Source organism: Flavobacterium sp. WG21 (assembly GCF_000335775.1).
GTDB classification, from domain to species: domain Bacteria; phylum Bacteroidota; class Bacteroidia; order Flavobacteriales; family Flavobacteriaceae; genus Flavobacterium; species Flavobacterium tructae.
Window position 1 is genome coordinate 89,046 of sequence record NZ_AMYW01000015.1, and the last position, 22,069, is coordinate 111,114.

20 protein-coding genes and 1 pseudogene are annotated in these 22,069 nt (G+C 34.5%); 9 read left to right on the forward strand and 12 right to left on the reverse strand.

The features are described from left to right. Window positions 1-25 precede the first annotated feature (25 nt). Entirely contained in the window at window positions 26-1,024 is a 999-nt protein-coding gene (locus tag C245_RS0112445) for a GntR family transcriptional regulator (protein ID WP_017496928.1), read from the forward strand. A gap of 47 nt (window positions 1,025-1,071) precedes the next feature. Here the strand turns inward: C245_RS0112445 and C245_RS0112450 are convergent, their stop codons facing one another. Then, on the reverse strand, window positions 1,072-1,761 hold the full coding sequence (locus tag C245_RS0112450; protein ID WP_017496929.1) for an NUDIX domain-containing protein: 690 nt from the start codon (window positions 1,759-1,761) through the stop codon (window positions 1,072-1,074). A gap of 663 nt (window positions 1,762-2,424) precedes the next feature. On the opposite strand from C245_RS0112450, the gene C245_RS23040 reads away from it, so the two are divergent. The 5 genes from C245_RS23040 (at window position 2,425) to C245_RS0112480 (ending at window position 8,034) form a co-directional block, all read left to right on the forward strand. Then, a complete protein-coding gene (locus tag C245_RS23040; RefSeq protein WP_017496930.1) occupies window positions 2,425-3,012 on the forward strand; it encodes an RNA polymerase sigma-70 factor in 588 nt (195 codons plus the stop codon). Between the two features lie 13 nt (window positions 3,013-3,025). Continuing rightward, a complete protein-coding gene (locus C245_RS0112460; protein WP_017496931.1) occupies window positions 3,026-3,685 on the forward strand; it encodes a hypothetical protein in 660 nt (219 codons plus the stop codon). Between the two features lie 121 nt (window positions 3,686-3,806). After that, window positions 3,807-6,167 (forward strand): TonB-dependent receptor, encoded by a 2,361-nt coding sequence (locus C245_RS0112465; RefSeq protein WP_017496932.1) that lies wholly within the window; start codon window positions 3,807-3,809, stop codon window positions 6,165-6,167. Between the two features lie 24 nt (window positions 6,168-6,191). After that, entirely contained in the window at window positions 6,192-7,418 is a 1,227-nt protein-coding gene (locus C245_RS0112470) for a DUF4374 domain-containing protein (RefSeq protein ID WP_157495857.1), read from the forward strand. A gap of 154 nt (window positions 7,419-7,572) precedes the next feature. After that, window positions 7,573-8,034 carry an OsmC family protein gene (locus C245_RS0112480; protein WP_017496935.1) on the forward strand — a complete coding sequence of 154 codons (462 nt, stop codon included), beginning with the start codon at window positions 7,573-7,575 and terminating at the stop codon, window positions 8,032-8,034. A 78-nt stretch (window positions 8,035-8,112) separates the two neighbouring features. Here C245_RS0112480 and C245_RS0112485 read toward each other — a convergent pair whose 3' ends face one another. Beyond that, entirely contained in the window at window positions 8,113-8,796 is a 684-nt protein-coding gene (locus C245_RS0112485) for a tol-pal system YbgF family protein (protein ID WP_017496936.1), read from the reverse strand. Window positions 8,797-9,402: 606 nt separating this feature from the next. Next, entirely contained in the window at window positions 9,403-9,684 is a 282-nt protein-coding gene (locus tag C245_RS0112490; protein WP_017496937.1) for a hypothetical protein, read from the reverse strand. Window positions 9,685-9,852: 168 nt separating this feature from the next. Between C245_RS0112490 and C245_RS0112495 the strand changes: the two genes are divergently transcribed. Beyond that, window positions 9,853-10,242: a helix-turn-helix domain-containing protein gene (locus tag C245_RS0112495; RefSeq protein WP_017496938.1), complete on the forward strand. Its 390-nt coding sequence runs from the start codon at window positions 9,853-9,855 to the stop codon at window positions 10,240-10,242. 365 nt (window positions 10,243-10,607) lie between these two features. On the opposite strand, the gene C245_RS0112500 is transcribed toward C245_RS0112495, so the two are convergent. The 9 genes and pseudogenes from C245_RS0112500 to C245_RS0112545 all read right to left on the reverse strand — a co-directional run bounded on the left by C245_RS0112500 (window position 10,608) and on the right by C245_RS0112545 (window position 20,690). Next, entirely contained in the window at window positions 10,608-12,605 is a 1,998-nt protein-coding gene (locus C245_RS0112500) for a hypothetical protein (RefSeq protein ID WP_017496939.1), read from the reverse strand. Between the two features lie 11 nt (window positions 12,606-12,616). Next, window positions 12,617-13,153, reverse strand: a complete 537-nt coding sequence (locus tag C245_RS23715; protein WP_017496940.1) for a type II toxin-antitoxin system antitoxin SocA domain-containing protein — start codon at window positions 13,151-13,153, stop codon at window positions 12,617-12,619. A 533-nt stretch (window positions 13,154-13,686) separates the two neighbouring features. Further along, window positions 13,687-14,883, reverse strand: coding sequence for an aminopeptidase C (locus tag C245_RS0112510; protein ID WP_017496941.1), 1,197 nt, complete (start codon window positions 14,881-14,883; stop codon window positions 13,687-13,689). Window positions 14,884-15,184: 301 nt separating this feature from the next. Beyond that, window positions 15,185-15,766 (reverse strand): DUF4136 domain-containing protein, encoded by a 582-nt coding sequence (locus tag C245_RS0112515; RefSeq protein WP_017496942.1) that lies wholly within the window; start codon window positions 15,764-15,766, stop codon window positions 15,185-15,187. A gap of 387 nt (window positions 15,767-16,153) precedes the next feature. Further along, window positions 16,154-17,578 (reverse strand): annotated as a pseudogene (pyk, locus tag C245_RS0112520) (pyruvate kinase); the annotation flags it as partial. Window positions 17,579-17,593: 15 nt separating this feature from the next. Further along, window positions 17,594-18,082 (reverse strand): IPExxxVDY family protein, encoded by a 489-nt coding sequence (locus C245_RS0112525; protein WP_017496944.1) that lies wholly within the window; start codon window positions 18,080-18,082, stop codon window positions 17,594-17,596. A gap of 124 nt (window positions 18,083-18,206) precedes the next feature. Next, window positions 18,207-18,947 carry a ribonuclease III gene (rnc, locus tag C245_RS0112530; protein ID WP_017496945.1) on the reverse strand — a complete coding sequence of 247 codons (741 nt, stop codon included), beginning with the start codon at window positions 18,945-18,947 and terminating at the stop codon, window positions 18,207-18,209. Between the two features lie 9 nt (window positions 18,948-18,956). Next, entirely contained in the window at window positions 18,957-20,210 is a 1,254-nt protein-coding gene (gene fabF, locus C245_RS0112535; RefSeq protein WP_017496946.1) for a beta-ketoacyl-ACP synthase II, read from the reverse strand. 243 nt (window positions 20,211-20,453) lie between these two features. Then, window positions 20,454-20,690 carry an acyl carrier protein gene (locus C245_RS0112545; protein ID WP_007137004.1) on the reverse strand — a complete coding sequence of 79 codons (237 nt, stop codon included), beginning with the start codon at window positions 20,688-20,690 and terminating at the stop codon, window positions 20,454-20,456. Window positions 20,691-20,865: 175 nt separating this feature from the next. Here C245_RS0112545 and purN point away from each other — a divergent pair, with 175 nt between their 5' ends. Both purN and rnhA read left to right on the forward strand, forming a co-directional pair. Then, complete coding sequence (gene purN / locus C245_RS0112550) at window positions 20,866-21,429, forward strand: phosphoribosylglycinamide formyltransferase (RefSeq protein WP_017496948.1); 564 nt, start codon at window positions 20,866-20,868, stop codon at window positions 21,427-21,429. Between the two features lie 151 nt (window positions 21,430-21,580). After that, entirely contained in the window at window positions 21,581-22,057 is a 477-nt protein-coding gene (gene rnhA, locus C245_RS0112555; RefSeq protein ID WP_017496949.1) for a ribonuclease HI, read from the forward strand. The last annotated feature ends 12 nt before the right edge of the window (window positions 22,058-22,069 follow it).

Here is a 22,069-nt window from a genome sequence, read left to right on the forward strand (position 1 = left end):
TATATTGCGCCAAAATCCATTTTGTATGAATATAATTTCTATCCAAAGTAATATTGGTTTGCCAAAATACAGACAGATTATTCTCTCTGTAGAGAAAGCAATTGAGGAAGAAAAATTGGTAAAAGGCGATCGGCTTCCGTCTGTCAATAAAGTTTGCCTGGCATTTTCGCTGTCACGTGATACGGTATTGTTGGGATATGACGAGCTTAAAAAAAGAGGTATTATTTATGCCATTCCGGGTAAAGGGTATTATGTTAAAAGCGTTGAAATCAATATCAAACAAAAGATTTTTTTGCTTTTTGATGAGTTAAACAGTTTCAAAGAAGACATCTATAATTCGTTTATACAAAATATTGGAAAGAACGTTCAGGTTGATATTTTCTTTCATCACTTTAATGTTCAGGTATTTCAAAAACTGATTACCGACAGTAATGGAAATTACACCAAGTACATCATCATGCCTACCAATTTAACCGATGTGGCAGAGGCAATAAAAAACCTACCAGTAGGGGAGGTTATCATATTGGATCAGACCAATCCGGATTTGAAATTGTATCCGGCAGTTTATCAAAATCACGAAAAAGATATTTTTGAAGGTTTAGTTAAAGGGAAGTCACGAATGGATAAGTATAAAAAGCTTATTTTGATTTTTCCGGGATTTAGAGAACCATTGGGAATGAAAACCGGTTTTATTGCTTTTTGTACAAAGTATGATTTTAAGTTTGATATCATCACAGAATTTACAAACGGAGAAATCAATGCAGGTGACTTGTACATTATACCAAACGATCGTGATTTGGTTCGCGTTATTGAAAATGCCCAATCGCAAAGCCTTAAACTTGGAACGGATTTTGGAATTATTTCTTATAACGAAACTCCTTTGAAAAAGATTGTGGCTAACGGCATTGCCACCATTTCGACCGATTTTGAAATGATGGGAGAAATTTTAGCCGATATGGTGCTTCACGGACACAAGCAGCAGATAGAAAATAAATCGTCTCTTTTGATTCGAAACTCATTATAATTTTTCCGTCTGCGCTTCTGGATTTAAGAAACTACAGACGAATTACTTTACAAGTTTAAAACAAAATTGTTGCGTAGTTTTTCCTCGTATTTTTCTTTATTGAAAGTGTAGAGATAAGATCCTTTTCGGGAAGACTGCATGTCTTTTTCGTCCAGTTTGTTCAGGATTCCCATCGTATTAATCTTAGTGATAAAGTTTCTTTTGTCTAATTCTTTGCTCAAAATAGCTTCGTACAACTCCAATAATTGACGCATGGTGAACTTCTCGGGAAGTAATTCAAAACCAATTGGCTTGATCGAAGTTTTATAACGTAATATTCTGATCGCTTGCTGCACCATTTCGTTATGATCAAAAATTAAACTCGGAGCATCGGCAACACTAAACCATTGCGCATGATAATTTTCAATAAGTTCGGCATTGTGATCTTCAATATTAATCAAAGCATAGTACGAAACTGAAATGGTTCTTTCTAAGGGGTCACGATCAATTTCGCTGTAGGCATAAAGTTGTTCCATATACACATCGTTTAATCCCGTATACATTTTTAAAACTCTTATCGCAGCATTATCGAGTACTTCGTCTTGCTTTAATAAACCTCCCATCAAAGACCATTTTCCTTTTTCAGGCTCGAATCCTCTTTTGATTAAGAGAATTTTCAAACCTTCGCGATCAAACCCAAAAATAATACAATCTACTGCTAATAAAACTTTATCTGCAGAGCTATAACTGTTAAGCATATTCAAATTTTTAGTGGTAAATATATAATCCTGTTAATTTCGTTTCTCAATTTTTTAAACGTTGTGTATACACTTAATAAATGTAACCGTCTGTAAAAGTTACATTAACTGCTTTGATTGAGACTTCTGTTACAAAAGTAATGGTTTTTTAATGCTAAAATCATTATTAAAGCGGTCATTTTTTAACCTTTTTTACAAGTTTTTTTAAATAAAATATCATTTTACATGGCAAAGCGTCACTTTTACACAATAAAATAAGAAGATAATTCTTACTTGCGGTAAGCGCTTTCAGGACCGTTTTTTGCTGCTAAATTGATTGCGAAGCGAAACGAGTTGGCGTTGTCAATTGATCAATTTTTGAACCAGGGATGCATCGGAGAAATGAAAAAATATTCCTGAAAAAGAAAGATGATTCTGATAGGACCTGGTGAAAGGAAATACAATTTATAACAAAGAAAACATTGCGGTATTTCCTTACAGCTCTAAGGCAAATATTGGTTTAATCCCAGTAAAATAGAGACTATATCGTGATTTTTTTTGCTTTTTTAAAAGGCAAATTACCAGAATATTACACAAGCAGATTTAAAAAGACAGCACAAATTTTAAAAATTCTTAATTTTATTTAGTCTAAATAAGATAGTTTTGCGTCATATTTTTATTTCTATGGAAAAGCAATATCTAAACATTAACGCCAAAAATTTCCCGGAGATTTATGATTTGTATTGGAATGAACTGTTTTGTTTTTGCAGACATCATGCCGGCGACGAAGAAGCAGCAAAGGAAATCGTACAGCAAATTTTCATCAGTATCTGGGAAAGACGGGAACAACTACAAATCGAAACTTCCGTCAGAGCATATTTATACGGTGCTGCTAAACTCAAAATAGTAGAATATCATCGAAAGCAGGTTACTAAAAAGAAGCACGAAAGTACTCATTTTGCCGAAATGAATAAAGTTTCCAACAATACAGAAGAGCACATTTTGCATAAAGATTTGCTTCGGGAACTACAGTTGGCCATCAGCACACTTCCGGAACGTTGCAGGCAGGTATATTTAATGAGCAGGGAAGACGGGATGGATAACCGTTCTATTGCCGCCTCTCTTGTTATTACAGAGAAAGCCGTTGAAGGAAATATCACAAGAGCGCTTCGGCACATTCGCGACCATTTAAAAGTTTTTCGCAGTTTGGTCATTTTTTTTACTCCCCTATGTAGGGTTAGCGAGGACTTGTGCAACTACATCATTATATAACAAAACCAAGACTGTGTTTATTACATCCGATTTATTAGAAAAATATGCGCGAAAGGAATGCAATGCTGCCGAAAGGGTAACAGTGGAGCAATGGTTAAGTGTTATAGATTTAGAACGTGAAGTTATTACCTCTCCGCAACAAGCCGGGTTAAAAGAAGAGATTTGGAGCAATATTGCTTCCAGAACGATTCTTGCAAAACCAAAATCTCAGAACAGATTTCTTTATGCTGCACTAACAACTGCGGCCTGTGTGTTATTTGGGATTGTCAGTTTACATTACTACAATTCATCAACATTTGCTTCGCAGATTTTAGTGAACAATTTAAACGGTCAGGAGATTAAGAAAATAAACATTGGTAGTTTATCTTTCTTGGTTGAGCCGGGCAGCCAGTGCAACATTTCAATGGATTTTTTGGGTGAGGCAAGCGATGTTAAGTTTTGCGGGGCCGTTTCGGTTATTAGCGATTCGGCAAAAGTACAGGAATTTAATATTGGCACCGGAACTTCAGGTTGTACAACGGTGTATCAGGACAAGGTAAAATTGCAAAAAGGACAAACGTATCTCGCCATGACAGATGCTGACTATGAGGTGATAACGGCAACCAGAGATGAAATTGCCGAAGGTTTACCAAGAGTATTTAGCTCCAGGCTGTCGGAACGTTTTAAGTTATAAGAAAATAGAAATAAGAAGAATAGAGAAGAAAAACCGATATAACTGAAATAGAGAAGTTATTGGTTTAGGGAACAAATTATCAGTGATGCAATTTAAAAGATTTTTTTTAACGGTTATTTTAATGATCATATGTACTGCAGTTTATGCTCAGAATAATAGGAATGCCAGTTTTACAGGTTATATACTTGACGATGACAATCAGCCTGTTGCCGGTGCCGAAATTCAATTGCAAAATACTGCCGTGGTAGTGAAAAGTAATAGCTCAGGGAAATTTGTTTTTCAAAATATTGCATCAGGAAAGTATCAGTTAGTGGTATCGATGACGGGTTATCAAATCCGGGAAATGGCTGTTGTTGTCGGACAGAATCAGAAAGAAGAAATTGTTATAGCGTTAAAATCGAATTCGGTTGTGTTAAATTCTGTTGATTTGTTTGGCAAAACGATTGAAACCAAAATCAAAGAACAGCCGTTTGCCGTTTCTGTTATCAATACAAAAAAACTGGCTGAACGTGATGTCGATTTAAATCGTTTAATGGATGGAGTATCCGGTATTCGCGTACAGGAATCTGGTGGAATGGGCTCTGAAACCAATTATTCGATTAATGGATTATCAGGTAAAGCCGTAAAGTTTTTTGTAGATGGAATTCCGATGGAAAACTTCGGATCATCCTTCAGCATCAACAATTTTTCCATCAATACACTCGAAAGAATCGAAATCTATAAAGGAGTTACTCCGGTGTCCTTTGGTGCCGATGCACTGGGGGGTTCTGTAAACCTGGTAACACGCAGCCGACTTAAAAATTATATCGATGTGTCGCAAACCATAGGTTCATTTAATACTTATCGTACAGCAGTTTCCGGAAAATGGAGAAATGAATCCGGCTTTACGTTGCAAACCAATTCTTTTTTTAATTATTCCGATAATAATTATCAAGTTTGGGGTCCAACGGTAGAAGTTGCGGGAGAAAATGGAAGACCGATTCCGGGTTATCCAAGATTCAGAAGATTTAATGACGATTATAAATCGTACACCATTAGAACTGATATTGGGTTTACCAATGTCAAATGGGCAGATGCCTTGCTGTTAGGTTTTACTTTAGCAGATCAGGACAGAGGAATACAGACCGGAAGAACAATGGCTTATGTGTATGGAGACGTGCGCTATAATGAGAAGTTTGTTATGCCTTCTCTGCGCTATTCTAAGAAAGGATTTTTGTTTTCAAATTTAGATGTAGATCTGTATGCTTCTATAAACAAGTTAAGAGGTACAACTACAGATACCAGTTCTTATAAATACAATTGGACAGGAAAACCTATCGGAACAGTAGATGGAGAATTGGGCGGAATCAGATCAGGAAAGTCTATTTATTCTTTTCAGGATCGTACACAGTTGGCCAGAATTAATTTTGTGTATCACCTAAAAGAGAATCAGGAGGTTAACTTAAATTATGTGTTTACCGGTACCAGAAGAAAAGGCAGTGATGCTATTGCCGAAGCTGATTGGACAATTCCGCTTAGACAGCCTCAGAATCTCAACAAACATATCGCAGGGTTATCGTATGAGATTTCTTCATTTGAGGATCGTTGGAAGAATATTTTCTTTACAAAGTATTTTGCTTATGAAGCCAATGCCGTTGTATTTGATTACAATGGCGGGAGTTCTAAGGAAACTTTTTATCAGAATACGAAAGACAAGGCATGGGCTTTCGGATACACCTCTAAATGGTTATTGCCAAAAGACTATACCATAAAAATTTCTGCCGAAAATACTGCCCGGTTACCTGAAGCCATAGAGCTTCTGGGCAATGGTAATACAATTGTAAATGCACCGGATTTACAGCCTGAAAGAAGTTTCAATGTGAATGCATCCCTTCAGAAAACAATCCGTAATACGTTTCAGAATATAAATTTTGGACTTAATGTTTTTTTCAGAGATACCAAAAATCTGATTTGGTTAACAGAGGGAGATCTGATGGGAACCGCCCGCTACGAAAATTTAGGAAAAATACGCACGCTTGGGGTTGAGGTTGAAGCCAATTATGCCCGAAAGCAATGGCTTGAAACATCATTTAATTTTACCTATCAGGATATCCGAAACATGCAGCGTTTTGAAGGAAACGGTGCCCCAAATCATGTTTATAGAGACCGATTACGAAATACGCCTTACTTAATGGCAAATGCAGAGGCGAGATTATTCCTGGATGAGATGTTTCAAATGAAACCTAAAATTTCATTTTTTGTTAGCACACATTATGTTCATCAGTATTACTTAGGCTGGCCAAGTCTGGGAGAAGCACGCGAGAAAATGTACATTCCAACCCAGTTCGTTCAGGATGCCGGTTTTGGTTACACTTTTGGAAACGGACGTTACAGTGCCAATTTCGCCTGCCGCAATATTTTAGACAAGCAAGTTTATGACAATTACTTACTGCAAAAGCCGGGAAGGTTTTTCAGTTTGAAACTAAGATATTTTTTACAATAACCAATTAAATTAAAATCAATGAAAATGAAATCGTTCTTAAAGAAAACAACATTTATGGTTTCTGCTGTTACTGTGTTTGCTGCAGTTGTAAGCTCTTGCAGTTCAAAGTCAGATGAAGTAGAAACCGAAACGGCACAGCATTTTACAATTGCCAGCTGGACTCAGGATTTGCAATATATTGCATCGGTACCTTCATTATCAGAAGGATCTTTAACTTTTAAAGGCAAAGGTATTGAGGCTAATGGATCTCGTTATATCTGGCACAAACAGTATGTTTATTTGATGAACCTTCCGCAGAAAAAATTCATCCAATACGAAATGGGTAAAGACGGAAGCTTAAAAGAAAAAGGGGCTATACTTACAGACGGAGTGGTTCCGAATTATTTTCAATCGCTGAATATTGTAGACGATAATACCATGTTGGTTCTTGGAGGACTGGATATCAATAATGGTACTGTGGGCTGGGCCAGAATCAAACTAAGTGATTTCACAATCGAAGCAAAAGGAACATTGGCCGTACCATACGACGCCGCTAAAAAAGGAGTTCAGTTTTCTGTTGGAAGAGCATTCGTAGACAACGGAAAGCTTATTCTGGGAGGTTATTTTTACGATAACGAATCAAAATCATATACAGTTGATGGCGTAAGAGCCTTAGTTTATGATTATCCTGCAATGAATAACTTAAAAGTAATCAAAAGTACTGCAACTGAAGGTGGAGTGGGTTATGACTACTTAAATTCATTAGACAAAGACGAAGAAGGAAACCATTACTTTGTAGCGAGTGCCGGTAAATTCTGGACAGGTGTAGGCGGAAAATCAGGAGTGGTACGTATTAAAAAAGGCACAGCAGATTTTGATAAAGATTATTTTATTGATGTAACCACACCATTAGGAAAACAAGCCTGTTTGATGGGAATAAATTATGTGGGTAACGGAATTGCAATTGGTACCGTTCAATACGAAGAGTTAATGACTTCCGTAAGAGACCGTTTAAAAAACGTAGGACAGTTGGTTAGAATTGATTTGAAAAACAAAACAGTTTCGTTGATTAATACACCTTTAAGCCCGGTTTCAATGGTACGTTCGCCATTGGTATTTAAAGGAAAATATTACACGGCAATCAGTCCTGTTGATGCGGTAGCTGCAATTTATGAAGTTGATCCTGCTACAGGAGCTTTCAAAAAAGGAACTACTTTAGATGGAGGAGGTTCTGTTACGGTTAATTTAATAGCACCACACCCAACAAAATAAGTATAAACTCAAGTTTCAAATTGAGTAAGTATGGCCGGAAGCAATTCCGGCCATTTTTTGTTTGGGATGAGTTTGTAAAAAACGCCACATTTAAATAAGATTAATTCGCAAGTCATATAAAACCATAACTTCGCAAAAACAAAAAACAACCGATATGAAACATCTATTCAAGGCAGCAGTAAAATGGACTTTTAAACCAAAACCAGAAGACACTGCAAAACGATTTTACAGCAAAAGTCATCAGATTACCATAGAAGGGAAACCAGTTTTAAATGTTTCGGCTGCCAAAGCTTTTAAAGGAGATCCTGAATTGTATAATCCCGAAGATTTATTGCTGAGCAGTCTCGTTTCCTGTCACATGATGTCCTATCTGTATGTATGTTCTCAAAACGGAATAGAAGTTCTGGAATATTCAGATCATGCAGAAGCAACCCTTGAAGTTTCTCCTGATGGAAGCGGGCGCTTTGTTGCCGTTCACCTCTACCCAAAAGTAAAAATTGCAAACGCCGATCAGATCGAACTGGCCAATGCACTTCATACCAAGGCCAACCAATTGTGTTTTATTGCCAATTCTTGCAATTTTCCTGTTTCACATTACGGAAGTTGTGAGGTTTAGAACCTTTATTTCTGTTAGTGAACTTCTGTGATTTTAAAGCAACAGCAAATAAGTAGAAGTCTCAACTTTACAGTTATATTATTTTCGGGCCACTTTACTAGCCGAATTTTTAATTTCGAACAGTTTCATTATTTCATTGGCTTTCTCGATCTGATTAATTTCTTTTAAGGATTGTGCATAGCGGTAATAATACATGGCCTCCAGATCAGCATTCATTTCAATAAGCTGGCCGTAATATTTAGCAGCCGTAACCAAATCACCTTCAAAATAAGCTCTGTCAGCCACTTTTGCAAGCATTTCCGGTGTTTTGTAACCTTTGTCGATTACTTTTTCGTAGGTCGTTACCACATCTACATTGATGTATTTCTGAGGTTTAGTGGGAGCAATTACCGCGACTTTAACGGGGTTAATGACATTGGTAATCGTTTTAGAAACAGTTTTAGGCTGCAAGTTTTCTTCCGCTATTTTTACTTTTGCTTTTCCATAAATGGGAGTTACTGTTCGGGTGTTGTTCGGACCCAGATTGTAGGTATCGATCATACTTATTTTTGGGACTTCGTATTGGGTAATTCTTTTTCCAAAAGCCATATTAACGGTTTCTTCGACATAATAGCCCACAATAACAAGTCCGTCTTTAGGGGTGCCGTCCAATAGTAAAGTTGCGTTTTCGATTGCTGCCGGAGTGGGAGCTGAATGCTGACCAAATGAGTTAAACGAAAAAACAGGCACCATAATGAGTAAAAGTGTTGCATACGTTTTCATGATGTTTAAATTAGTTTGTTGAAAATATCAGAACTTTACTTAAAGGTACTTATAGTTCTTAGGTATATTTTATTTAATCTACCAACGACCTTTTAAAAACGTTAAAACGCTCTTTCGGACTGCTTAATCCTTCTAAATATTCCTGATTTTAAGGCAGGTTTTTTCTATTTCCTGATCAATAAAAGGTTTCTGCACTCCTTGCGTAAACCTTTGCGCTCTTTGCGGTTAAAAAATAGCCCACGGATTGTACGGATTCGTTTCACGAAAACACAGATCAGCACGGATTTTTTTATTATTGGTTAACTTCTGAGAAATCCGTTTTTATCAGCGTCTTCGCAAAGCGAATTTGCGTAATCCGCGTTCCTTTTTGTAATGCTAATTTGGACACAGCATTTTGATATTGGTTACCGATAAGGTGTTTCTGCGTTCCTTGCGTAAACCTTTGCGTCTTTGCGGTTAAAAAATAGCCCACGGATTGTACGGATTCGTTTCACGAAAGCACGGATCAGCACGGATTTTTTTATTATTGGTTAACTTCTGAGAAATCCGTTTTTATCAGCGTTTTCGCAAAGCGAATCTGCGTAATCCGCGTTCCTTTTTTTAGTGCTAATTTGTATTCAACATTTCGATACTGGCTTTTTCGATTTCCGGATCAGTAAAAGGATTTAAGGCTTTTGCCAGCATTTTACTGGTTTTGATACAGCTGATCATTTTGGTTCGCAGATCGAGATCGTCTCCAATTTCGGTTTTAAGGATCTCTTCGAAAATCTCGGTTAGATAAGCGGGCTGGTCTCTAAATTCTCCTTCCATCCAGAGTGTCGATAGAAATTGAGCTACTGCAGTTATTACGTTATTTTGATCTTTAGGGCTTTGATTTTCTTTTGGCATGGCGTTTAGTTTATGGTTATTAATTATACGAAAAAACGTACTTTTGTTTAAGCCGCAATTAAGCGATAGATAGCATGGTATCGAAAAAAGTAAGATTGTAAACCACTAAGCAAAGCTTGTGTTTCACAATCTCCATAAATTCTCAACAATTTTAAATATCTTTGAATTATGAGCGCAGCAACAAAACCAAAACATATCGGCAGAAACATTAGCCGAATAAGAGAGCTTAGAGGAATGAAACAGGAAGCCCTGGCCATTGCTATTGGTGTAAGCCAGCAATCGGTTTCAAATATTGAAGGAAGCGAAACGGTTGATGAGGAGAAATTGGCGAAAATTGCTGAGGTATTGGGTGTTTCTGCGGAAGCTATCAAAAACTTTTCAGATGAGGCAGTTTTAAATATTATTGGAAATACTTATCACGACAGCAATGTTGTTAATGGAAGTGCATATAGCTGTAATTTCAACCCTCTCGATAAAGTGGTGGAGCTTTACGAACGCTTGGTTCTGGCTGAGAAAGAGAAAGTAGAATATTTAGAAAAATTATTGAAAGGAAAGTAATTCTTTTTAAAACATATCATTTATATAAAAGAGAGATCTCGTTTGAGATCTCTCTTTTTTTTGTTTTAGTGTGTCTGTTTACATTTCAAAGTTCTTGTAACAAAAAACGAATTAAAAATATTTTGTTACAGTTTTTGAAACAAAATTAAAATTTTTTAAAAATTGTTACAGCTTTTGAAACAAATTGGAATAAAAAAATAATTTGTTACAGATTCTTTTTGAAAATAAAAGAGCAATCATAGTTCGATTGATAAAGTTGTAGAACTTTACGACCGCTTGATTCAGGCTGAAAAGGATAAAGTGGAGTATTTGTAGAAGTTGATGACGGGTAATACTAATTATTTAGAACGATTAATTAATAGTTATTACCCCCCTTTATTAGAAAGTATAGATGCCTTTGCATTAGAAATATTGGGCGATACCTTAAGTGTTAACGTATCAGGATTTCTATAAATCTCATGTTTTAATTGTTCTTTCAAAAGATTCATCTTGGAATCATATATATTATTCAATGAATCTATTTTTTTATTGTATTTTAAATTCATCTCTTTTTGAGAAATTTCAGTTTCACAGTAATTGAAAAAGCATAAAATACCCAGTAGAAGAATTAAAAATCCACATGCACTAAAAAAATAGTCTTTATTCCTTTTTATAAAATCAACACCTCTAGTAGATATAAAAACCATAAGGACAAAAAGTGAAAGTGATGACGAAAAAATTAGCAAAAAAATAAGTGCTTTGAAAAAAGTACTAACAAAAGAAAAACCAGAAACGGTTCCTACAATAAAAGAAATCACTGCAGTGTAGATTGTAATAGTTTCAATAGATTTCTTATCACTACTTTCCACATTATTTTTCAAATCTTTAATTAAAGTAAATTCTTTTGTTAAAGCACCTAAAACTTCTAAATGATTAAAATCATTATTAAACTTTGTACGTAATTCTTGGAACTCTGAATCAATTTGTTCCTTCGAAAGTGGCAACAAAAAAGACGATGCAAAATAAACATCGTTAACTCCTGAATTTAATGGAACCAAACTCTCGTTATACTCTAATTGATACAATAAATTATGGTGATTTTTAGACCAATTAATCTTGCTTTCACATTTTGTAAATAGCAACCTAATCTCTTCAAGATGAGTTCTAATATCCATTTCTGTATCTAAAGCTTTTCTACCGTTTACTAATTTCTCAAGACTTTCTATTTTATATTTTAAATATTTCACCTCAACAAAGAAATTTTCATTACTAGTTCTTGATTGAAATGCTATAATTTTATTTCTCAATTTTTCGACATCTTCTTTTTTAGAATCTGGAATTTGAACCAGCAAGGAGAATTGATTATTTAGAGCATAATTCAAGTTTTTATAATATAAAAACCTTTCTTTTTCATTTGTGAATCGTAGCTCCCTAGACTCAATTTCTTTAACAATATTCGAAAGATTTTCATAATTAGGTTTTATATCTTTATGATATTTTGTAAGAAAATGCAGTTGATAAAATGTTAAGCTTTCAACATTCAGGAGTTTAAGCTCATCATATTTTCTATAAAAATAACTATGTAAATTCTCCGAATCATAGTGATTTTCTAAATACTCTTTCCAAATAATAATTTTATTATTTCCAACACTTAATGTAGGTGTCTCTTGGAGAGATATTAAAACATTATCAACTAAGTAACTTTTAGAAGAAGCTGTCCTTTTCAATGCTTTTAAAGTCGTTATTTGTCTAATACTCCATTTGTATTTTAAAAAAGACAATTTTAGAATTACAGCAGCATCAAAAGGAGAGGGATGCTTACTATTTTTTATCAAGCCTTCTAATTCTATAAGGTTTTTAAAGTAACCTATACTCTCATCAAAAAAATGATCTAATTGATTTAATTTTAAAATTCGAGAAAAATTATAATATGAATTACGAACGTCTTCATTTAAATCAAGCAGAACTCTCGAAGTATTTTTTGAAGATGAAAAAACTATATCAAGAGACGGATGAGTATTGTGTATATCAATAATTTTAAAAAAATTGCTATAATCGGTCAAAAACAGTTGTAGAGACTTTACGAGATTATTAAACACAATCTCATAAAAGTCCAAATCTTCAAAGGAAGGATTTGAATTTAAAAACAGATTTATAACATCCTCATTAGCCAAGAGTCGTGTTTCAAAATCGCTTTCTTTTATATATTCACCTGACAAAATGGATTCTATATAATATTTTGATACCTCTAAAAGTATTGTGTTTACTTTTATTTCTAATTCTGCTTTATTTACTAGAACATTATCTTCATCAAAATATTCTAAATGCCAATCAGCATTTTCTAGAAAATTTTCTTTAATTAATAGTGTAATTTTATCAATCATAAGTTATATTCCTATAATTGATAAATTTTATCTTCGCTCTTTATTTCTTGTATTCTAATTGGTTGGCTGGAAGAACCTCTACTTTTAGCAATTAGTATATTTTTTTTCCATGAATACCACTTATGGCTTAATTCAACCAATTCAAATGAAGAAAGTTTCACTAAATTGCTATTAATTTTTTTAAGTTTGAAAACTGAGTCATCAATTTTTTTCTTATATCGAATATCTAATTTTTCTATTTCTTGTAAATTTATAATTCTAGACCTTCGATTATCAATTGTAACATATAATAATCCTCCTTCTTTTATCCCTGCATATACATCACTTTCAACATGTCCTAAAGGTAAAGCGGTAAAATTATCAAAGATTTCATCAAGAAGAGTTTCTGTAGAATCAACAGTAGTATCAACAGCTGATACAAAAAATAAAAGCTTCAAAGATTTCAGGATACTGATATCGTTATCTCCTGATGGGGATGATTCTGAATACCACTGAGTTAATCTCATTAAGGTGTATTCAAATGCTCTTAATTTACCTGTTTTGTCCATTGATGCAAATGTATAAAAAAATATTAATAATTAAGTGTCCTTAATAATAAAAACGAATACTTTACTTACAAAAAAAGCATATAAAAAACTTCTGTTTTTTGTAAGATAACAAATAAAAGCTAAAACTAAACAATCTTTAAGACTTGTTTGTGATTTAAAAATATCGGAATTCAAACATTTCATCGCTTTTATATTTATTAAATCTGTGGGGCTGTTCGTCTCCAAATTTTAGAAGAAATTCATTTTTTGTTTACTAGAAATGCAATATTAGGTTTGCAAAACTATTAAGGCTTGCCATAATAATTCGATGAAATTAAAATGATTAAACAAGAAGCGTTACAATGAAAATTGCTTCGCTTCTTTAATTTTTTTTAAACTTTAAGGTAATTATACCTCTAATTTCTTAACAAGATCAAAAAGAATTCTCAATCTAAAGTGAGAGAGGAAGAACCTTTGCGCTCTTTGCGGTTAAAATAAAAAAGCGCCACAATTTTCATTGCAGCGCTTCTTTATTTTTTAAAACTCTAAGGTAATTAAACCCCTAATTTCTTAGCAAGGTCAGAAGGGATTCCTCCTTTGTTTACCATTAAGGCAGTTGTTTTGTATTTCACGAAGTTTTTAGTTACAAACAAGAAACCTTTGTAGTCGTTTGTTTCTCCCCATGAATTTTTAACGATGTAATATTCTTTTCCGGTTTGATCTTTGGCTAAACCAATGATGTGCATTCCGTGATCGTCAGTAGTAGTGTAGTTGTCAAATGCTGTTTGACGCATTTCCGGTGTGATTTCCGGTTCCGCTTTTGGTCCGTTGAACATGTCTGCTTTTTCTTCAGCGGTCATATCGTCGAATTTTTTAGTAGCTACATAAGCTACACCATTTTTCCAGCTAAAGCTTTTTTCACTTACGTCAGTTGCCCATGCTACAGTGTATCCTTTTTTCAAAGCATTGTCGATAACATCTGTCATGTCGTTTACTTTTACGTTGTAAACTTGATCAAATGACCAGTTGTCCGGTACCATCATAGTTGTTTTTTGGTAGTACGGAGAAGTTGTGAAAGATGACATTTCGATATACTCATCAGGATTAATTCCTACTACTTCTTTAGCAAAAGATTGCGGAGTGTAGTTTTTTCCTTTGTAAGTAAAGTTATCCGGTGTTTTTCCTAAATAAGAGTCGATAACAGCAGCGTATGCTTTTTGCCAGTTTGGAGTTAATTCTCCGTTTGGATTTTTCACTACAGCAGCCAAAACACCTTCGATAAGAGCGGCCATTTCGCCAAATTTATTTTTGTCGGTTCCGTAGTTTAATCCTGTGTAAACTTCTCTCGGAACGGTTCCGTATTTTTTGTACATATTAATTACATCGTGTAATGCACCACCGTCGCCTAGGCTAACCGCTCCGTGCATACGTACGTAATTGATTCCTTTTTCAACATAAACGTTTCTTGCCGAAAAAATCTGAGACAATTCAACCGGTTGTTTTCCTAAACGAATCATTTCTGATTCTAAGAAAGAGTTGGTCGAATAACTCCAGCAAGTTCCTGATGAACCCTGAGCTTTTACTGAGGTAGTTCCAAGATTAATAACTTCAGTGAATTTAAAGTTTTCTTTACTTTTTTCGCTTGCATTCAGTTTTAGTGAATTCACTAAAATGTCCTGTGCAAAACATCCAGTTGCCCCAACAAAAAATACAGAAGCTGCCAGTACTGATTTGAATGAAAATGTATTCATAATTTATGTTTAAGATTTTGATAAATTAGTCTCTCGTGTTTCTAATTTGTTACAAAACAATTAAATTTTAACTAATAAAACTAACCTGTAACCGTTAATTTTTATAAAATGTTTTTGTTAAGCTATATAAACTTACAAAATACGCAAAATACAAACAGCATCAAACCCTACCAGTTTTTCAACCGGTAGGGTTTGATGTTGATAGAGAATCTGCTAGGTAACCTCTTACTCGTTGCTAAGTCTTGAGGTTTTTTTGCCGTATTAGCATCTGTACAGATTTTAGATTTAGAAGTAGATAATTTTATTTTTTTGCTAGTCCGGGAGGAAATCCTGCCAGGATTTTTTTGACAGAGGACGCAATAAATTCCTCCGGATTGTTAGGTTGGCTGTCTATTTTAGCATTACCTATTCCTTGCCATATCAGTTTTTTTGTTTTTGTTGATACAATATCGATGATTAGAGAGCCATCAACATAATCATAGGTGTTGACGAAAGTATTGGCGCCTCCCATCATGGCACCTCTACCCCAATATCCATACGGACGATACATGCCACCATAACCATAGAAGTCAGTGTTTGCCGATACTTCAGTTTTGTTTTTTAAGATTGATATGGCATTGATTTTTAGATCCGGGCTAGCTGTAGTTTCTGTAAAACCTTTACTCAGCATTTCGCTGCGGATGGCTTTTGTAACACGATCAACGTTTAATTGACTAATCTGACCTTCCTGTTCTTTTAAGTCGTAAACGGCAAAAGTTTTATACTCGCTGAAATTGGTGTCACGATCGTAATCGGTGGTAACTCGTACAGTTGGAGAACAGCTGTACAGTAAACCCAATAAAAACAGTGGGATTATACGGAGATTCTTTCTTTTAATATTCATCTTGTGATATTTAAATTAATGATTAAATTAGTTTAATTTGAAATTATTAAAATATTGATTAAATCCGGAGTATAGGTAAAGTTGTGTTAAATGAAAATGGTGGTGTTTGTTGTAAGTTGTTGTGATTTAGTTAAGTGCTTCTCTATCAAAGATAAACGATTTTATTTAAATGGCATAATGCGAGGTCCTTGCTTTTGATGAAAAGAGGAGAGTATAATCAATTTTACATATATTTTAGCTCAATGTTTTCTGATATAATGCCGATGTAATAGGAAAATAGTACAATGCAACTGGACAATATTGAATATACAATCGGTATTAAAATACAGGAATAAAAAAAAGCCACTCGATTATCGAATGGCTTTCTAGTTAACTTTAAGAAGTAAACTATTCTATTTCAGAAACTCTCATGGTGTTTACCATTCCTTTTTCTTTAATTGGCATTGCTGCAAGATTGATTAAATAATCTCCTTTTACAACATATCCTCTTTCTCTTGCAATTTCGTTAACGTCAGTTACAGTATCATCTGTGCTTTCGTCTTTGTCATAGAAGTAAGATCTTACTCCCCATAACAAATTCAATTGCGTCAGGATTCTTCTGTTTGAAGTAAATACTAAAATATGTGCAGATGGTCTCCAGGCTGAAATTTGGAAAGCAGTATAACCACTATTTGTCAAAGTACAAATTGCTTTTGCTTTGATTTCATTAGCCAATAAAGCTGCCTGATGACAAACTGTTTTAGTAACAAAACGTTTTGTTTTAATTTGCGGTGTGTTTTGCGGAACCTGAATAAGCGGAGAGTCTTCAACTGCCTCGCAAATTTGTGTCATTTTTTGAATAACCTGTACCGGATAGTTTCCTGTAGCCGTTTCACCTGACAGCATTACTGCATCAGCTCCATCCATTACCGAGTTAGCAACGTCGTTAACTTCAGCTCTTGTAGGCGTTAAACTGGTAATCATTGTTTCCATCATTTGTGTTGCAACGATAACCGGAATTCTTGCCGTTTTTGCTCTGCGGATCAGATCTTTTTGTACCAATGGTACTTCGTGAGCAGGAAGTTCAACCCCTAAATCTCCACGAGCTACCATTAAGGCATCACAATACGCTACAATTTTATCCATGTTCTCAAGAGCTTCCGGCATTTCAATTTTAGCTACAATTGGAATTTTATGTTCTGAATGTTTTGCGATTAATTCTTGAAGATCTTGTAAATCACGAGGTGTTTTTACAAACGAAAGTGCGATCCAGTCTACTTTTTGTTCGATCGCGAAAATCGCATCAGCAATATCTTTTTCTGTTAAAGCCGGTAAAGAAATTTTAGTGTTTGGAAGATTAACTCCTTTTTTAGATTTTAATTCTCCTCCCTGAATTACTTTAGCGGTAACTTCTGTTTTTTTGTCTGTGGTAAGAATTTCGAAGATTAATTTACCGTCATCCAATAAAATACGTTCTCCCGGATTAACATCATTTGGGAAATTTTGATATTTCATGAACACTTTCTGAGCGTTTCCTATGATATCTTCAGCAGTTGTAAAAGTAATAACATCACCGTCATTTACTACTGTTCCTTCCTCCATTACCCCAACTCTAAGTTTTGGTCCCTGTAAATCACCTAAGATTGCAGTAGTGTAACCAAACTCTTCATTAAGACCTCTAATAATATTGATTTTATCTTTTACTCCGTCGTAATCAGCATGCGAAAAATTGATTCTAAACACGTTAACCCCTGCCTCGATCATATCCTTGATAATCTCCCTCGTACTACATGCAGGCCCAAGTGTAGCAACAATTTTGGTTTTTTTGTTTGTTTTTAGTCATTTTTTTTAAAAAATTAGATTGTTTTTTGATTTTATCTTGTCAGTATCTACAGCATAAATTGCTGCAATACTTTCTATTTTGTTTAATTGCTGTTGAATTTCTGAAAAGTCAAGAGCCTCTTCGCTATTGTCTATTTTCAGGAAAAAATCTACTTTTTTGAATTCAGGAAGTAAATGAATTGTTGTTGAAACCTCACTTGTTTCATTGGAAAACAAATCTTGAGAATCATTTTTACTCACTGAAATGATCTCATTTTTATTCTGAATCAGATTCCATGAAACTGCTTTTTCGGAGTCATAATAATAAAATCTCGAAAAATTTGCCTCGCCTTCTTTAGTCTGAGCATGGATCTCGTTTTTGCTCTTACTTAAGTTTATCGGAAGGTTTTTATTGATAAAATAGGCCAATCTGTAATCTTCTAATGAAGTGTGAATTGCCATTAAATAATAATCAATTTCGTCAAATTCGTCTAAATCCAATCTATGAATAGCCATGTCATGAAAAATAAAGTGTAAATATACTATTTCTAACGGAGCATCAATAGTTAAGAAGTGTATGTTTTTGTTAAATTATAAACGAAAACGTTATAGCTTTAAGATAGTTACAAGTGTTTTGTAGCTATTTCTTGTCTATTTTTTCCTGAAATGCAAAATATGCCCTTTGTGAGGCTTTTTCTTCTGCTTTCTTTTTTGAGGTTGCTCTTGCTCTTGCAATGACTTTATCGTCTATGCTTAATTTTACGCCAAACAAACGTTGGCCATCAATGCCGTTATCTTCAAAAATGTCGTAATGAAAGATTCTTTTTTCTTTCTGACACCATTCGATAACCAAACTTTTATAGCTAATTACTTTTCCTTCAAGTCGTGCTATATCGACATAAGGAGTGATCACTCTTTTTTGAATAAATTTTTCGCAAAACGAATATCCTTTATCCAGATAAATAGCTCCAATAAGAGATTCAAAAATATTACCATGAATATTTTCGCCAAAATGCTGAATAGGAACTTTGCTTTCTACAAATCGAACGAGATTGAGGTCTTTGCCCAATTCATTCAAATGTTCGCGACTCACAATTTTCGAGCGCATTTTGGTAAGATAACCTTCGTCGCCTTTGGGCGCTTTATTAAACAAATGTGCTGCGATAACGGCACTTAACATTGCGTCTCCTAAAAACTCCAAACGTTCGTAATTAATCGGATGTCCTGATTCGTCTAATTTATTGGAAGAGCGATGTGTAAAAGCTTTCTTATAAAAATCGATAGAAACAGGCTGAAATCCAAGTATTTTCTGAATAGTGTCAAAAAAAATCCCGTCTTCTTGAGAACGGGATTTTGAAAATATTTTTTTGATAATATTCATATGCAGAAATTAGTCCACTAATTTTTTAAACAATACGCAAGCATTGTGTCCACCAAAACCAAAAGTGTTACTCATAGCAACATTTACCTCTCTTTTTTGAGGTTTGTTTAAGGTAAGATTCAATGAAGGATCAATGTTCTCATCCACTACAGTATGATTAATCGTTGGAGGTACAATTCCGTGTTGCATAGCCAGAATAGAAGCAATCGCTTCAATAGCTCCGGCAGCACCCAGTAAGTGACCTGTCATTGATTTTGTAGAGTTAATATTGATTGTTTTTGCATGATCTCCAAAAACAGCACTAATTGCTTTTAATTCCGCAACGTCTCCAAGAGGAGTAGAAGTTCCGTGTGTGTTGATGTGATCAACATCCTCAGGATTCATTCCGGCATCTCTTAAAGTGTTTTTCATTACTGCAATAACCCCAATTCCTTCCGGATGTGGTGCTGTTAAGTGGTAAGCATCAGATGACATACCGCCACCGCCAATTTCACAGTAAATTTTTGCTCCTCTTGCTTTTGCATGTTCGTAATCTTCAAGAACTAATGCTCCGGCTCCTTCTCCTAATACAAAACCGTCTCTGGTTCCGTCAAAAGGTCTTGAAGCTGTTTCAGGGCTTTCGTTTCTTGTTGATAAAGCGTGCATTGAGTTAAAACCTCCCATACCAGCAATGGTAATGGCAGCTTCTGAACCACCGGATACAATAACATCACACATTCCTAAACGAATGTAGTTGAAAGCATCAATTAAAGCATTTGCAGAAGAGGCACATGCAGAAACAGTAGTATAATTTGGTCCCATATAACCGTTACGCATCGAAATGTGTGCAGGTGCTATATCGGCAATCATTTTAGGAATAAAAAACGGATTGAATTTTGGTGTTCCGTCTCCTTTAGCATAATAAATTACTTCTTCCTGGAAAGTTTCCAGACCACCAATTCCTGCTCCCCAGATAACACCAACTCTTGTTTTGTCTATATTATCATTAGTAAGTCCGGCATCTTTAATAGCTTCATCGCTTGCAGCAACTGCATATTGAGCGAATTTATCTAATCTACGAGATTCTTTACGATCCATAAAATCTTCAATATTGAAGTTTTTTACTTCACAGGCAAATTTCGTTTTATGCTTCTCTGTATCATAATATGTGATAGGAGCGGCTCCGCTAACTCCATTCACAAGTGCATTCCAATATTCCTGGATATTATTCCCGATAGGAGTAAGTGCACCTAATCCTGTTACAACAACTCGCCTTAATGCCATAAATATGTATTTTGTACTTTAAACAAATAAAACCCACGCTTTCTTAACTGTACTGTTTACTTAAGAGCCATGGGCATTACAATATAAATATATCTTTTTGATTGAAAATCAATCGAAATTTAATTTTGAGAAAAAATAATAACACCCGATCCTTAAAAATTTCAAATTTTAAAAAACAAATACCAATAACTGGAGTTTGGAATTTCAAAAAATGGGGATTTTTAGAAATCGGGTGCGGTATTATTATTTTTTAGCTTCTTCGATATAAGAAATAGCTTGACCAACAGTAGCAATGTTTTCTGCTTGATCGTCTGGAATTTGAATATCAAATTCTTTTTCGAATTCCATAATAAGCTCAACAGTGTCTAATGAGTCAGCTCCTAAATCATTAGTGAAGCTTGCTTCTGTTACAACTTCGTTTTCGTCAACACCTAATTTGTCTACGATAATCGCTTTTACTCTTGATGCAATGTCTGACATAATCTTTAATTTTAGAATTTAATTTGTTGGCAAAAATAAAAAACTTTATTTTAAAACAACTATTTAGTTTATAAATGTAACACTAATTTATAAAATTAATTTCAAGAAAGACTTTTTAAGACTATTTATTTTCGATTTTTATTCCGTTTTTTGCAGTCTAAAAATAAATTGGATTATGAAAAAAATTATTGTTTTTGCCTCAGGATCAGGGACTAATGCTGAAAACATTATAAAGTATTTTGCGAGAACCAAAATTGCGAAGGTTGTTTCGGTTTTTACAAATAACGCTTCGGCAAAAGTTATAGAAAGAGCAAAAAATCATCAAATTCCAGTCGAAATCTTCTCTAAAAACGAACTTTTGGAGCGAAATGTATTACAAAAAATACAAGAAATAGGTCCGGATCTGATAGTTCTTGCAGGTTTCCTGTTGAAATTTCCGGAGAACATAATAGAGCAATATCCCGATCAAATAATAAACATTCATCCTGCGCTTTTACCTAACTACGGGGGCAAAGGAATGTATGGAATGCACATACACAGGGCTGTAGTGGATAATAAAGAAAAAGAAACCGGAATCTCTATTCATTTTGTAAATGAAAATTATGATGAAGGCGGCATCATTTTTCAGAAAAGTGTGGCCTTAACCGAAGAAGATACCCCGGAAACTGTGGCTGAAAAGATTCACGAGCTCGAACAAAAGTACTTTCCGGAAATTATTTCGAGATTATTAGAAGCTTAGGTTTCTTAGATTTCTTTTTTTATGCTTAATGTTTTTTAGATTTTGCTAAATCAAGGAAGTCTAAAAATCGAATAGTCTAACAATCCAACAATCTAGAATTCTAACAGTCTAAGAAATCTAACAATCTAAATATCTAAGAAGTCAAAAAAAAATGAGTCACGAAGTACATATATATACAGATGGTGCTGCAAAGGGGAATCCCGGAAACGGGGGGTATGGAGTGGTGATGGAATTGGTTGGAACTCCGCATAAGAAAGAATTCTATGAAGGGTTTCGCCTTACTACTAATAATCGAATGGAGCTTTTGGCTGTAATTGTGGGGCTTGAAAAGCTAAAAAAGCCCAATATGAAGGTTCTGGTAGTTTCAGATTCTAAATATGTCATCGATTCTGTAGTAAAGAAATGGGTCTTTGGTTGGGAGAAAAAAAACTATGTCGGCAAGAAAAACCCGGATTTATGGAAACGTTTTCTGATTATTTACCGCAAACATCAGGTCGATTTTAAATGGATTAAAGGACATAACAATCATCCGCAGAACGAACGCTGTGATGAGTTGGCTGTTATGGCATCGATGCAGAAAAAACTTTCTGTAGATGTTTATTACGAAACCATAGGTTCAAAGTCATAAAAAAAACGAACG

Excerpts from the sequence above, each read along its gene's own strand:
- C245_RS0112445 (WP_017496928.1), top strand. The coding sequence starts at position 26 with ATGAATATAATTTCTATCCAAAGTAATATTGGTTTGCCAAAATACAGA.
- C245_RS0112450 (WP_017496929.1), bottom strand. The coding sequence starts at position 1,761 with ATGCTTAACAGTTATAGCTCTGCAGATAAAGTTTTATTAGCAGTAGAT.
- C245_RS23040 (WP_017496930.1), top strand. The coding sequence starts at position 2,425 with ATGGAAAAGCAATATCTAAACATTAACGCCAAAAATTTCCCGGAGATT.
- C245_RS0112465 (WP_017496932.1), top strand. The coding sequence starts at position 3,807 with ATGATCATATGTACTGCAGTTTATGCTCAGAATAATAGGAATGCCAGT.
- C245_RS0112470 (WP_157495857.1), top strand. The coding sequence starts at position 6,192 with ATGAAATCGTTCTTAAAGAAAACAACATTTATGGTTTCTGCTGTTACT.
- C245_RS0112480 (WP_017496935.1), top strand. The coding sequence starts at position 7,573 with ATGAAACATCTATTCAAGGCAGCAGTAAAATGGACTTTTAAACCAAAA.
- C245_RS0112485 (WP_017496936.1), bottom strand. The coding sequence starts at position 8,796 with ATGAAAACGTATGCAACACTTTTACTCATTATGGTGCCTGTTTTTTCG.
- C245_RS0112490 (WP_017496937.1), bottom strand. The coding sequence starts at position 9,684 with ATGCCAAAAGAAAATCAAAGCCCTAAAGATCAAAATAACGTAATAACT.
- C245_RS0112495 (WP_017496938.1), top strand. The coding sequence starts at position 9,853 with ATGAGCGCAGCAACAAAACCAAAACATATCGGCAGAAACATTAGCCGA.
- C245_RS0112500 (WP_017496939.1), bottom strand. The coding sequence starts at position 12,605 with ATGATTGATAAAATTACACTATTAATTAAAGAAAATTTTCTAGAAAAT.
- C245_RS23715 (WP_017496940.1), bottom strand. The coding sequence starts at position 13,153 with ATGGACAAAACAGGTAAATTAAGAGCATTTGAATACACCTTAATGAGA.
- C245_RS0112510 (WP_017496941.1), bottom strand. The coding sequence starts at position 14,883 with ATGAATACATTTTCATTCAAATCAGTACTGGCAGCTTCTGTATTTTTT.
- C245_RS0112515 (WP_017496942.1), bottom strand. The coding sequence starts at position 15,766 with ATGAATATTAAAAGAAAGAATCTCCGTATAATCCCACTGTTTTTATTG.
- C245_RS0112525 (WP_017496944.1), bottom strand. The coding sequence starts at position 18,082 with ATGGCTATTCATAGATTGGATTTAGACGAATTTGACGAAATTGATTAT.
- rnc (WP_017496945.1), bottom strand. The coding sequence starts at position 18,947 with ATGAATATTATCAAAAAAATATTTTCAAAATCCCGTTCTCAAGAAGAC.
- fabF (WP_017496946.1), bottom strand. The coding sequence starts at position 20,210 with ATGGCATTAAGGCGAGTTGTTGTAACAGGATTAGGTGCACTTACTCCT.
- C245_RS0112545 (WP_007137004.1), bottom strand. The coding sequence starts at position 20,690 with ATGTCAGACATTGCATCAAGAGTAAAAGCGATTATCGTAGACAAATTA.
- purN (WP_017496948.1), top strand. The coding sequence starts at position 20,866 with ATGAAAAAAATTATTGTTTTTGCCTCAGGATCAGGGACTAATGCTGAA.
- rnhA (WP_017496949.1), top strand. The coding sequence starts at position 21,581 with ATGAGTCACGAAGTACATATATATACAGATGGTGCTGCAAAGGGGAAT.